Genomic DNA, 12,553 nt, shown 5'->3' with positions numbered 1-12,553 from the left:
ATTTTATTCCTATAACTCGTTATGATAAAAGAAAAAGAAAGCGAGCGACCAATGAATAAAAAAATCGCGGTTATTACAGGAGCCTCCAGTGGATTCGGACTATTAACGACACTTGAACTAGCAAAAAAAGACTATATTGTCATTGCTACAATGCGAAACCTTGAAAAACAAGTAAACTTACTATCTCAAGCTACTAAACTAAACTTACAACAAAACATAAAAATTCAACAATTAGATGTAACAAATCAAAACTCTATACATAACTTCCAATTGTTTTTAAAAGAAATTAATAGAGTAGACCTCCTAATAAACAATGCAGGATATGCAAATGGAGGATTTGTAGAAGAAATTCTAGTAGAGGAATATCGTAAACAATTTGAAACGAATCTTTTTGGCGCTATATCAATCACTCAGCTTGTTTTACCATATATGAGAGAACAAAAAAGTGGAAAAATCATTAATATAAGCAGCATTAGCGGCCAAGTTGGATTCCCTGGTTTATCTCCTTATGTATCTTCAAAATATGCATTAGAAGGCTGGAGTGAATCCCTTCGCTTAGAGGTAAAACCTTTCGGAATTGATGTTGCTTTACTTGAACCAGGTTCTTATAACACAAACATATGGGAGGTTGGTAAACAACTAGCTGGAAACCAATCTGATACAACATCTCCTTACAAAGAATATATGGATAAAATACAAAAACATATTAATAGCGGTAGTGATACATTTGGTAACCCGATAGATGTTGCTAATAAAATCGTTGAAATTGCTGAAGCAAAGCGTACTAATTTACGATATCCAATTGGAAAAAGTGTGAAATTTATGATTTTTGCGAAGAAGATTCTTCCTTGGAGATTGTGGGAATTTCTTGTTTTGAGGAGTTTTAGGAAGATGTAAATAAAAAGAGTAACTATCAAGATAAATAATGGTGGCTACTCTTATTAAATATTCATCATTAAAAACCCAAACGATATCAATATGTAGAAAGAGGATCAAAATAAAACAACATTGAAACCATAAAAACAAATGCAAAGAATCCAATTATAGAAAGAATATATTCCTTTGTCTCTCTGTTATACTTCCATTCCATCCATACGCGTAATAAGGAAATTGCTCCAAAATAAATAAGTACAACAATTCCTATATTAGCATTTTCTGCTTTGAACAGATAAATAAAACTTAATATAAGATATACGATAAAAAGACCTATTTCTAATTTTACATGTAAACTATTTACATGCTTATATATCCAAACATTGCCCTTTGGCATATTTAATTTTCTTCTTAAAAACTTTTCTAAAAAATACCCTCCAATTATCATACTAATAACTATAATCCAAATAGTAGAGTTGCCCATTGCATTCCCTCCTATTAAATTAATTATATTTTTAATAAAGTAGACTATATAATTTTTCCATGTTTCGATAATGTTTTCATTTTCTTTATGCTTAAGTAGTAGTTTTATCAAGACATGTTTTATGTATTGTACAACAACAATCTATTTCTCATCCTTTTTGTTTCAGGATGTTTAACTTTTTTCTTGCTATTCTTTCATAAGCGAATATGGATAGTACCTATAAAATTAATAGAGCCATTTTTGTAATTGACGGACCCCCCTCCTTTTATTTTCTTACTTTCATTTTCTCCGGCTGATCACTCGGATACGTAGCATTCTTTTTATTTTCAACATCCCAACTAATAATTGTTGCACTATCTCGCCCCAATTGATGATGCACGTGTTCTAAAACATTGTGAACATTTTCTTTAAGCTCTATCTTATTTTCATTCATATCGTTATACAGATTTAATGGCGTTTCATAACGACGTTCCCCACATTCTAATACCCCATCTGTCACCATTACAATTCGATTGTTGCCAGTACGTAATTCACGAATTCCTGATGAATAGCAAGGTACAGGTAATTCAAATGTATTTACATTGCCAATCCATTCGTAAAAATGACGTTGATTTAGTGCGTATTGCCCTAATTTATGTAATTCATCATGAAATACATAAACGAGACAGTCTCCAATAGATAGCCACCATATGTAGTTTTCTTTTCTTACACATAGTAAAAAAGCTGTTTCACCTTTAACTCTTTTGCACTTTTCTTTAAATGAGGAGGATTGAAAAATTGTAAGTATATGATTTGCAACTGATTGAAAAACTGTTTCAATTCGTTCATTCATCATTATTTTTATATTTACATATTCTTTTTCGATTGTATGTATAACTAAATCAACACTTTCTGCGCTATTATGCCCGTCTAAAATAGCTGCAAATTCCCAATCATCATTTGACCAAACTAACGCACCGTCTTCATTCTTTTTTGCTCCGGCACTTATATTCCCACCGTATTTACCAAGTACAATGTCATCATATTGCTTAACTGAGATTTCCCCTAAACACATTTCCGTATTTCCAACCCATGAATATTGGTTATTATTTGTTGTATACATACTCATTTACCATATACTTTCGTATTCTTTCACATAGTTTTTTAATTTCTTCAGAACCTCCATATGGTGCACCAGTCCAATTTGCTACTTCAGTAGGCGACCAAAATTCTCTTGGTGTATCCGGATAACGGGGAATAATATGCATATGTAAATGCGGTACACCATTACCCGAAACAAACGTGTAAATATGTTCTGCACCTTCGTTTTCTGTTAGCGCTTTACTTATTCTACTTGTTATAAGTCCAAATGCTTTCGCCTCATCTTCATTTAATTCAGCAAGACCAGGTACATGTCTTTTTATATCAATCATTACGTAACCGAGATATGTTTCTTCTGTATCCCAATGGACATGTCCAACGTATATAAGATCGTCTTCATAAATAGCGCCACCTGGAACTATAATGTTTCCTTTATGTTTTTCACAAATGAAGCAGTTTTGTTCTGCTGGATTGTTTATTGACATATCCATCACCATCCTTTTTATATATAATATCATAAAAAAAGGAAAAACAGGTTTTTCATTCCGAAAATTCAATCTTTTAAATTAGGAATTTTTACATTATTTCATTTTAATAATTTGCACCTCATTCCTTCTTCAAAACCGCAATCCCCATTCCAATTACAATCCCAATCGCAATTCCAATTACTACATTATCAGTAAATAAGCCAGGTACTACGCCGATTACAACGCCTATAGCGACACCAATTGTCATTGCATTATTTCTTTTTTTATTATTAGCCAAAATAGCATCTCCTCTCATCATTTCTCCCAATTTAATATTTACATGAATGTTGCTATTTCCTAATATATTTTCTATCCCATTTGAAAATTTCCAAAAAATGTACTTTATTACTTTTCCATTCCCCCTATTTAATCCTCTTTATATGAAAGAATTTTCAAGTCACCATTACATCTACATAGGCATTTACTATAAGAAAGATCAGTTATTCATTGAAGGAGGAACGATTCAAATGTATCCTCATTGGAATCCAAATATAAATCAACAATATGCTTACTCCCCCCATCCCGTAAGAAATACGCTGCATCACGATTCTCAATATATGATGCAGCGCATCGCAAGTCTTGAAAGCCAATTAGCGAAATTAATCTCATTAATCGAAGAAAATAATCAATTAATAAAATCAATGGAACAAGAAAAAAATCAAGTTTGTGCACCAGCTGGCGGTTCTGTTATTGTTCGTATGTAATCTTTTCGAACAAAAAAACACACTTTTTATAATAAAGTGTGTTTTTTTGTTATTTTCTTTTTTGATGAAATCCTTGTGTAATGCGGTCTAATATAATCGCGATGACAACAATGGCTAGTCCCGCTTCAAATCCCATTCCGATATTAACTTGTGTTACAGAACGGTACACATCTACTCCTAGTCCTGGTGCTCCTACAAGTGACGCTGTTACAACCATCGATAACGAAAGCATAATACTTTGATTCACTCCGGCCATAATCGTCCCAGTTGCGAGTGGTAATTGTACTTTAAATAGTTTTTGTGATGCTGTGGATCCAAATGCATTCGCTGCTTCAATTAAATCTTCCGGAACTTGTCTAATTCCTAAGTCTGTAAATCTGATTGTTGGTGGCATCGCAAAGATTACTGATGCAATTATGCCAGGTACTACACCTACTCCGAAAAATGTAATCGCTGGTATGAGATATACGAATGCGGGCATTGTTTGCATAAAATCTAATGTTGGTTTTAAAAACTTTGAGAAACGCTCATTTTGAGATGCTAAAATACCGATTGGAATTCCGACAATAATCGAAATAATAACAGACGTAAGTACGAGTGCTAATGTTTGCATCGTTTGTGCCCAATAGTTAATATTTAAAATAAATAACAATCCGATGAGTGTAAAAATAACTAAAGATAATTTTCTCGTTGTGTACCAAATGAAGAAACATAGGATAATAATCATCAATATGGCTGGTATTATTGTTAAAAAATTAGTGAGTAAATCAACGAATCCTCCGATAATATACGAGAATCCTCGGAACAAACCTTCAAAGTTCTCATATAAACTTGCAACAAACGAGTCGACCCATTCCCCTAATGGAATACGCGGTATACTATTCATCGTCTTTCACCTCTTCCTCAATGTTACCTGCAAGAGCTTGAATGACACTTTCACGTTTAATAATTCCTCTTAACCTTTTCTTCTCATCAATAACGGGTAACGGATATTTCATCTCTGCCATTTTTGCATACGTCTCTTCAAGTAAAGTATCTAAATAAACGTGCGGAATATCGTTAAGTAATAAATCAGCAATCGGCCACTGTTTTTGTACTGCTTTACTTGCATCATCTGCGGTTAATATACCTAAAAACTCATACTTTTTGTTTACAACATATACTGTAGAAACGCCCGCATTTCTCATAATTTGCAGTGCCACACGAGGTCCACGGTCAATTAATAAAGTCTCCGGTCGTTTTAATATAGACTCCGCCGTAATTACTTTTCCTAAATTCACATCCGCAACAAATTTTTCTACAAATTCATTAGCAGGGCTCATCATAATTTCTTCAGGCGTTCCAATTTGAACAATTTCTCCATCTTTCATTAATGCAATACGATCTCCAATTCGAAGTGCTTCATCTAAATCATGAGTAATAAATATTATTGTTTTCTCCATTTTATCTTGTAGCTCTAACAATTCATCTTGCATTTCTTTTCGAATAAGCGGATCTAATGCACTAAATGATTCATCCATAAGTAAAACATCCGGATCATTCGTAAGTGCTCTCGCAATACCAACTCGCTGTTGCATCCCACCACTAAGTTGACTTGGATAATTGTCTTTATGATGATCGAGTCCCACTAACTTAAGTGACTCTAACGCTTTTTTCTCTCGTTCCTCTACTGGAACTCCTTGTATTTCTAATCCGTATGCAACATTTTGTAAAACAGTACGATGCGGAAATAGAGCAAACTTCTGAAACACCATACTCATTTTCGTTCTTCTTACTCTTCGTAACTCTTCTTTTCCCATCGTTGCGATGTCTTCACCATCTATGTATATATGCCCCGCTGTCGGTTTGATTAATTGATTTAGCATTCGAACTAGCGTTGATTTCCCGCTACCGGATAAACCCATAATAACGAAAATTTCTCCGGTGTATACTTCAAACGTTGCCTTTTTCACACCAACATTCATTCCGGTCTCTTTTAAAATTTCGGATTTGCTTTTTCCTTCTTTTAATAAAGAAAGGGCTCTTTGCGGGTGTTTCCCAAATACTTTTGTTACGTTTTCAACACGCACCTTTGTATTATCCATGTCACTACTCCTTTTCTACCCATCTATTTACATAGTGTTGCGATTTTACAAAGAAATATTACATAAAAATGACATTCATAAGATTTCTTTAAAATTCTCGTTTCCGTTCATAATAAGAATGCTTACTTATACATTTATTTAAAAAGGCAAACGTTTCTTAGGAGGTTTTCAATGAGAAAGAAAATATGGCTTATATGCCTTGCATTATTTATTACTATGATTTTCACCTCATGTAATGCAACAAATGCAAATTCGAAAGGAAAAATTAAACTTGGTGTAACAAGTTGGAAAGAAAATATTGCAACTGCAAACATGTGGAAAGTGTTATTAGAACAAAAAGGCTACAAAGTTGAACTCATGTATTTAGAAAAAGCTGCAATTTGGACTGGTGTCGCTCGTGGTGATGTTGATGCAAATTTAGAAGTATGGCTGCCTGTTACGGATAAACCATTAAATGATCGATATAAAAATGACATTGTCTTAAAATCAAAATGGTATGAAGGTACAGGGCTTGGCCTTGTCGTTCCTTCTTATTTGAAAAACATAAACAGTATCGAGGATTTAAATGCACATAAAGATGAACTAGATAACAAAATTGTCGGAATCGAACCTGGCAGCAGCCTAATGAATTTAACAAATAAGGCGATGAAGGAATATGATATTAAACTAAAACTTGTCCAATCTTCAGAAGCTGCGATGATGAGTGAATTAAAAAAGGCATATACGAAAAAGAAACCAATCGCTGTTACGCTTTGGAATCCTCATTGGGGTTTTTCAGAATTTGATTTAAAATATTTAAAAGACCCTAAGAAAGTATATGGTGAAAAAGATGACATTTATTACTCCGTTCGTAAAGGTTTCGAAAAAGATCATCCGGATATTGTGAAATACTTTGATAAATGGAAAATGAACGATGAGCAGCTTGGTACGTTAATGGTCATGCTAAATAAAACGAAAGATCCAGAAGAAGCAGCACGAAAATGGATTGAAAAGAATCAATCGTTAGTTGATGAATGGATAAAAGATTAATAAAACAGGCTAGAGAATTCGCATATTCTCTAGCCTGTTTTATCTTATTTTTTCGTAACAACATCATCTACAATCCCATATTCCTTCGCTTCTTCTGCAGTCATAAAATAATCTCTTTCTGTATCATGTGCTACCCTTTCAATCGGTTGCCCTGTTTTTTCTGCAATCATTTTATTAATATCATGCTTTAGCTTTAATATTCTTTTTGCTGTTATTTCGATTTCAGTTGCCTGCCCTTGCGCACCACCAAGCGGTTGATGAATCATAATTTCACTGTTAGGCAATGCAAATCGTTTTCCTTTTGCACCTGATAAGAGTAACAACGCACCAAATGATGCTGCAAATCCCATACAAAGCGTTTGCACGTCTGGTTTAATTAAGTTCATTGTATCTAATATTGCAAAACCTGCTGTCGTTGATCCACCTGGGCTATTAATGTATAAATATATATCTTTCTCTGCATCTTCCGCTTCTAGAAATAATAATTGAGCTACAACACTACTCGCTACTTGATCATTAATTTCTGAACCGATAATAATAATTCGGTCTTTTAATAACCTTGAATATATATCATAGGAACGTTCTCCTAATTTCGTTTGCTCTACTACATATGGAATTGCATTCATTTTAAATCCCTCCAATAATTGTTATGCCGCACAAAGCATACAACTGTAGGAAGAAGAGTTTTTCGCACTGAGTAATAAGACAGGTTGTTTAGTTGGTAACTTCGTAAAATCTATTGTTGGAAGAAGCTTAGTTAACAATTCCGGCCTTTCTTCACGAATAGACGTTACAACAATATCAATATCTTCTGTGAATTCAACGATTTCAAGCCCTTCTTCACTTACAGTTTTCAGCCTATTTCTACTCCGAAATAAAGAAGCTTTCACTGCTCCTTCCGATACAGAACATACTTTAGCGATATCAGCGATACTATATTGAAAAACATCCTTTAATAATAAAATTGTGGATTGTTGTACATTTAATGAAGATAATACTTTCCCTACCATTTCATGCAAATTTGCAATTTTTTCATGTGGTTCTTCGAAAGTAATTTGTTCCCTTATTTTTTCATGAACTGATTTTGACTTTATCTGGTCTAACCAACGATTTCTAGCTATTTTATATACAAGTGTCATGCAAATATCTTTATTACTATATTTTTGAAGAACTTTACAAACTGTTTCTTGGGCGAGATCTTCCCCATCCCATCTGTTTTTCGTTAAAAACGTACAATACCTTTTTAACTCTGCATAATTTTCAATCAAAAAATTTATATTTGAATGATTCATATCGATATCTTTCTTAAACAATTGCGTTACTTTTGTGCACAAAATAACCACTCCTTTTCAGCGCTTACTTAATAAACGATTGATGAAACGAAAAAGTTACGGGACTTATAAAAAAATAATGTTTATGTTCAATAATTCGCGGTCATAAATATGTTATGTACAATTTTACGTGAGGAGGAACAAATTTGCCAAAATTAACAATTGAAGGTGCTGGCACTTTTGATGTGAAAGAAGGAACAAAGTTAGTATTAGCAATTGAAGATAACGGTGTAAACATTCTTCATCGTTGTGGTGGAAATGCACGTTGCACAACTTGTAGAGTAGAAATTATAGCGGGTGATTTCTGTGAAGCGAGTGCGAATGAAAAAAATGCGATGACAGAAAAAGGGATTGAAGATCATTTACGATTATCTTGTCAAATGCGTGTACATAAAGATATAGTCGTTCGTCCGGTACTTACAGTTGAAAATTCAGGATTAGCTGCCGGTCCACGCCCAGCGGAGTAAAATGATGAATTTAAAACAACTTGTTGGCGAATATGCTGCTAACTTTGTAAAAGATGGAATGAACATTGGACTAGGCACAGGATCTACCGTATATTGGACGATACAAAAATTAGGTCAACTTGTACAAGAAGGACTATACTTTCAAGCTGTTCCAACATCAAAGGAAACTGAAGCTTTAGCAAAGCAACTAAACATCCCGCTGATTTCTTTAAATGACGTACAAAGTCTTGATCTTACAATTGATGGAGCGGATGAAATTGATTCCGATTTACAGCTTATAAAAGGCGGCGGTGGCGCATTACTTCGTGAGAAAATTGTTGCCTCCTCCTCTAAAGAACTCATTATTATTGCTGATGAATCAAAACTTGTGGCTCGTTTAGGTAATTTCCCATTGCCTGTTGAAATTATCCCTTTTTCATGGAAACAAACCGAAAGTAAAATTCAATCTTTAGGGTGTCAAACAACGTTACGTATAAAAAATAATGAAACCTTTATTACCGATAATCATAACATGATTATCGATTGTATATTTCCTAATCATATATCTAATCCTGCTAATTTACACGAACAATTAAAAATGATTACTGGTGTAGTTGATTCAGGATTGTTTATAAATATGACAAGGAAAGCGATTATCGGTACTAAAAACGGGATAAAGGAACTATAATGAAAGCTGACTTTTTAAAGTCGGCTTTTTATTATTTTCTTCTTCTCTTTATAGCTATTTATTATGATATACTATGAAAACAAAAACTGATTACACTAGAAAGGACTGAACAATTTGCAATCCAAACTCATAACAAAACTTACAGATTTAGAAACTGCCTTTCACATTCGAAAAGAAGTATTTGTAAAAGAACAAGGTGTTCCTCTTGAAGATGAATTCGATACATTTGATGAAATCGGTGAAGAATGTAAACATATTTTAGTTTATTATAATGAGCTTCCTGTAGGTACAGGTCGTATACGATTTGTTGATGGTGCCGGAAAACTAGAACGCATTTGTATTTTAAAAGATTATCGTACATACGGATTAGGTAAAGTAATTATTCAAACGTTAGAAGAAATTGCCCGTAGCAAAAAAGCTACAAAAGTGAAACTACACGGGCAAACACAAGCTGAAGGATTTTATAAAAAATTAGACTATCAAACTTCTTCCAATGTATTTATGGAAGATAGCATTCCACATATACTTATGACGAAAGTATTATCATAATAGAAAGGTTACTATATGAATTTACATGAAGTATTCTTATAGTAACCTTTTTTGTATCTTATTCGTTTTGAATTATTTTTGGTGGATATTCTAATATCATATCTATAAACTTTCAATTTGCTGGCAGTATAATGTTCCTACCGCTTTCGAGTTATTAAAAACAACGACCCGCAAGATGAAATTCTTGTACAAAAAATTTAATCCCCATGTATTGAGAGTCATACATTCATGTACCTAATAGTGACTTCTATATAAAATTTAAAATTGATACTATTACACCTACCCCTGTATTGCTAGCCAATTTCAAAATTTTTCAAGAGGACTATTTATATAGGTTTTATAATATATAACCTTTACAATTATTTAGATTGCATGATTTGGAATGCGGTATGCTATATTTTTTTCTTTAATGGTATTTGAACCCTCTGAATAAAGATCTATATCCCGTCAATATTCTCCTGTTTTCTCTTTAAAAACCTACCAAGTAGTTTGCTAATTCGGCTAGCTGCTTTTTTCTATATAAAATTAAAAATTATCCGTAATAGTAACACTTCTGCACTTTGTACTATAAATTTTCATATATTGTATTATGCTTGTCCAAAACGTGAGATTATTACTTACGTTATCTAAATGAAAGAAAGGAGTGAAAATATGCTCTCATCTAGTCGTAAATTCACGCACTTTAATTGTGGTGCACAAGCCCCTAGTACACTACCTGCCCTTGGTTTTGCTTTCAATGCTACTTCACCTCAATTTGCAACATTATTCACCCCACTACTATTACCTAGTACAGGGCCAAATCCTAATATTACCGTTCCCGTAATAAATGATACAATTAGTATTGGAACTGGTATTAGAATTCAAATAGCTGGTATATATCAAATTAGTTATACACTAACAATTAGCCTTGATAATGTTCCCGTAGCACCGGAAGCAGCACGATTTTTCTTGACACTAAACTCATCAACTAATATCATTGCAGGATCTGGAACCGCAGTCCGTTCTAATATTTTTGGCACTGGTGAAGTTGATGTATCCAGTGGTGTCATTCTCATTAACTTAAACCCTGGTGATTTAATTCAAATTGTACCCGTTGAAGTAATTGGTACTGTAGACATTCGTTCGGCAGCGTTAACGGTTGCACAAATTCGGTAATAAAAACGCAATGTGAGCCGAAATATATTATTATAGATTCGACACACATTTATATTAAATAAGCATATTTTATTGTATGGTGACTATTTAGTCATACAAATTTAAAGCTTTCATAGGAGCACACTTTAATGTGTGCTTTATTTTTACTTAAAAACTAAAACATTCTCAAATTATATACATATCAAATAGCGTTTTCAATTATTTACGATAGCGGATGTTAACCTTTTGTACAAGCACTTTTTCCTTTTGTTTAATAATATATATTGATATCTCAAAGAAAGGAGAGTAACATAAGTATGGCAAATTATTTTTATAAAGATGGTAAAAAATATTATAAAAAACAATCACATTCGGACGATCAAAAAAATAACTGTTTTATTGAAACCCATACAATTGCTGGTTCTGCAGAAAATGCAAATGGAAATATACCTGTATCTGTTTTCCTTGAAACCACTGCTCCACAAACTGTATTCGAGGATTTTACAAACAATCATAATAAAACATTAATTCAGTTATTCGTCGTCGGCATGAGTGCACCCGTTCAAGTAACTATTCTCACAAGAAAATCTAGTCGCCCAATTACTACAACATTACAACCTGTTCAAACAAAAATATTTCAAGTTGAAGATTTTCAAAGTCTTACTCTTACAAAACAGGAAGGTTCTACTAGTATAGTTAGTTTATTTGTCCAAAAAACATTTTGTATTTGCTGTAACGAGAATAACGATTCATGTGATGAATATTATCAAGATTGCAATTAATAGATTCACTCACCATTAGAACCCCTTTTATAAAGGGTTCTTTTTTTTCACTCACCACATTTTTAAAAACATTTTAGAATCATACTCAACGATTTTTCTATACATTTCTCATTTCTCCTTTTTTATTATATTAACACTTTTGTTTAATTACGGGACTTATCATCATTTAATGGAGGAAAGTAAAATTTATAAAAAAGACGACGCTGAATGGTCTTATCCCTGTCAAGTAGACAGTATTAAAAAGACTAAGCAGCCATCGAGATTCGATATTCTATCGGAGCTCGATGGTTGAGTCGTTTTTGGAAACGTTTATAGTTATAAAAGTAAATATATTCTTCAATTGCTTGTATTAAATCCGCTTCTGTTTTAAAATGATTCAAATACAACATCTCCGATTTAAAATGGGAGAAAAATGACTCGATACAGGCATTATCATGGCAGTTTCCTTTGCGAGAGTGGCTGCCGATGATACCTAAATCTAAAAGTCGTTTGTTGTAGGCATAAGATGTGTACTGGAACCCCTGATCTGAATGGAGAATGGTTCCACGCACATCTCTTTTTTGTGCCAACAATTCAATTGTATCTAATACAAGTTCATTATCATTACGCTTGGATATTTTCCAAGAAACAACTTCGTTATTATAAATATCTTGTACAACAGAAAGATAGCGGAAGCCCTCTTGAAATCGTAGGTAGGTAATGTCTGTAACAAGCGCTTCATTTTGTTGGCGATCTTTGAATTCACGGTTTAAAACATTTGGAAAAGTATTAGAATAATTCCCTTTAAAGAAGCGACGCTTCTTCCGAATAATAGACTGAATGTTAAGCTCACTCATTAATCG

Annotated in this window: 17 protein-coding genes; 8 read left to right on the top strand and 9 right to left on the bottom strand. The window is 33.1% G+C overall.

Annotated features, from left to right (window positions below; all coding sequences use genetic code 11):
• The first annotated feature begins 51 nt into the window (after positions 1–51).
• Positions 52–897 carry an oxidoreductase gene (locus tag JDS92_RS05650; RefSeq protein ID WP_206772960.1) on the top strand — a complete coding sequence of 282 codons (846 nt, stop codon included), beginning with the start codon at positions 52–54 and terminating at the stop codon, positions 895–897.
• Positions 898–973: 76 nt separating this feature from the next.
• On the opposite strand, the gene JDS92_RS05645 is transcribed toward JDS92_RS05650, so the two are convergent.
• The 4 genes from JDS92_RS05645 to JDS92_RS05630 form a co-directional block, all read right to left on the bottom strand.
• Positions 974–1,357, bottom strand: coding sequence for a DUF4181 domain-containing protein (locus tag JDS92_RS05645; protein WP_000528453.1), 384 nt, complete (start codon positions 1,355–1,357; stop codon positions 974–976).
• Between the two features lie 265 nt (positions 1,358–1,622).
• Positions 1,623–2,465, bottom strand: coding sequence for a PP2C family serine/threonine-protein phosphatase (locus JDS92_RS05640; RefSeq protein ID WP_098711327.1), 843 nt, complete (start codon positions 2,463–2,465; stop codon positions 1,623–1,625).
• Complete coding sequence (locus JDS92_RS05635; protein WP_106080549.1) at positions 2,443–2,928, bottom strand: HIT family protein; 486 nt, start codon at positions 2,926–2,928, stop codon at positions 2,443–2,445. The genes JDS92_RS05640 and JDS92_RS05635 overlap by 23 nt, the downstream gene beginning before the upstream one ends.
• Positions 2,929–3,043: 115 nt before the next feature.
• A complete protein-coding gene (locus tag JDS92_RS05630; protein WP_001213777.1) occupies positions 3,044–3,220 on the bottom strand; it encodes a glycine zipper domain-containing protein in 177 nt (58 codons plus the stop codon).
• A gap of 211 nt (positions 3,221–3,431) precedes the next feature.
• Here JDS92_RS05630 and JDS92_RS05625 point away from each other — a divergent pair, with 211 nt between their 5' ends.
• Entirely contained in the window at positions 3,432–3,668 is a 237-nt protein-coding gene (locus tag JDS92_RS05625) for a hypothetical protein (RefSeq protein ID WP_000283217.1), read from the top strand.
• Positions 3,669–3,717: 49 nt separating this feature from the next.
• Here the strand turns inward: JDS92_RS05625 and JDS92_RS05620 are convergent, their stop codons facing one another.
• Together JDS92_RS05620 and JDS92_RS05615 are read right to left on the bottom strand one after the other, a co-directional pair.
• Positions 3,718–4,554, bottom strand: coding sequence for an ABC transporter permease (locus tag JDS92_RS05620; RefSeq protein WP_001084771.1), 837 nt, complete (start codon positions 4,552–4,554; stop codon positions 3,718–3,720).
• Positions 4,547–5,752 carry a quaternary amine ABC transporter ATP-binding protein gene (locus tag JDS92_RS05615; RefSeq protein ID WP_000370617.1) on the bottom strand — a complete coding sequence of 402 codons (1,206 nt, stop codon included), beginning with the start codon at positions 5,750–5,752 and terminating at the stop codon, positions 4,547–4,549. The genes JDS92_RS05620 and JDS92_RS05615 overlap by 8 nt, the downstream gene beginning before the upstream one ends.
• 171 nt (positions 5,753–5,923) lie before the next feature.
• Between JDS92_RS05615 and JDS92_RS05610 the strand changes: the two genes are divergently transcribed.
• The gene (locus JDS92_RS05610) at positions 5,924–6,781 is read left to right on the top strand and encodes a glycine betaine ABC transporter substrate-binding protein (protein WP_001227651.1); all 858 of its coding nucleotides are present in this window, start codon (positions 5,924–5,926) and stop codon (positions 6,779–6,781) included.
• A gap of 44 nt (positions 6,782–6,825) precedes the next feature.
• Here the strand turns inward: JDS92_RS05610 and clpP are convergent, their stop codons facing one another.
• Positions 6,826–7,407 (bottom strand): ATP-dependent Clp endopeptidase proteolytic subunit ClpP, encoded by a 582-nt coding sequence (gene clpP, locus JDS92_RS05605; protein WP_000991620.1) that lies wholly within the window; start codon positions 7,405–7,407, stop codon positions 6,826–6,828.
• A gap of 21 nt (positions 7,408–7,428) precedes the next feature.
• Entirely contained in the window at positions 7,429–8,115 is a 687-nt protein-coding gene (locus JDS92_RS05600; RefSeq protein ID WP_098711328.1) for an RNA polymerase subunit sigma-70, read from the bottom strand.
• Positions 8,116–8,258: 143 nt separating this feature from the next.
• On the opposite strand from JDS92_RS05600, the gene JDS92_RS05595 reads away from it, so the two are divergent.
• From JDS92_RS05595 to JDS92_RS05575, 5 genes are all read left to right on the top strand, one after another.
• On the top strand, positions 8,259–8,579 hold the full coding sequence (locus JDS92_RS05595; protein WP_001125383.1) for a 2Fe-2S iron-sulfur cluster-binding protein: 321 nt from the start codon (positions 8,259–8,261) through the stop codon (positions 8,577–8,579).
• Between the two features lie 4 nt (positions 8,580–8,583).
• Entirely contained in the window at positions 8,584–9,246 is a 663-nt protein-coding gene (gene rpiA / locus JDS92_RS05590; RefSeq protein ID WP_098711329.1) for a ribose-5-phosphate isomerase RpiA, read from the top strand.
• A 114-nt stretch (positions 9,247–9,360) separates the two neighbouring features.
• Positions 9,361–9,795, top strand: coding sequence for a GNAT family N-acetyltransferase (locus JDS92_RS05585; RefSeq protein ID WP_001190886.1), 435 nt, complete (start codon positions 9,361–9,363; stop codon positions 9,793–9,795).
• Positions 9,796–10,446: 651 nt separating this feature from the next.
• On the top strand, positions 10,447–10,950 hold the full coding sequence (gene exsF / locus JDS92_RS05580; protein WP_000953228.1) for an exosporium protein ExsF: 504 nt from the start codon (positions 10,447–10,449) through the stop codon (positions 10,948–10,950).
• Positions 10,951–11,246: 296 nt separating this feature from the next.
• The gene (locus JDS92_RS05575; RefSeq protein ID WP_000024959.1) at positions 11,247–11,711 is read left to right on the top strand and encodes a hypothetical protein; all 465 of its coding nucleotides are present in this window, start codon (positions 11,247–11,249) and stop codon (positions 11,709–11,711) included.
• Positions 11,712–11,956: 245 nt separating this feature from the next.
• On the opposite strand, the gene JDS92_RS05570 is transcribed toward JDS92_RS05575, so the two are convergent.
• The coding region (locus JDS92_RS05570) for an IS3 family transposase (RefSeq protein ID WP_199631632.1) at positions 11,957–12,553 on the bottom strand (597 nt) is incomplete at its 5' end.

The organism is Bacillus cereus group sp. N12, assembly GCF_016483575.1.
GTDB lineage: Bacteria > Bacillota > Bacilli > Bacillales > Bacillaceae_G > Bacillus_A > Bacillus_A toyonensis.
The sequence above is the reverse complement of the archived record's forward strand: the minus strand, read 5'-3'. Positions and strand labels throughout refer to the sequence as shown.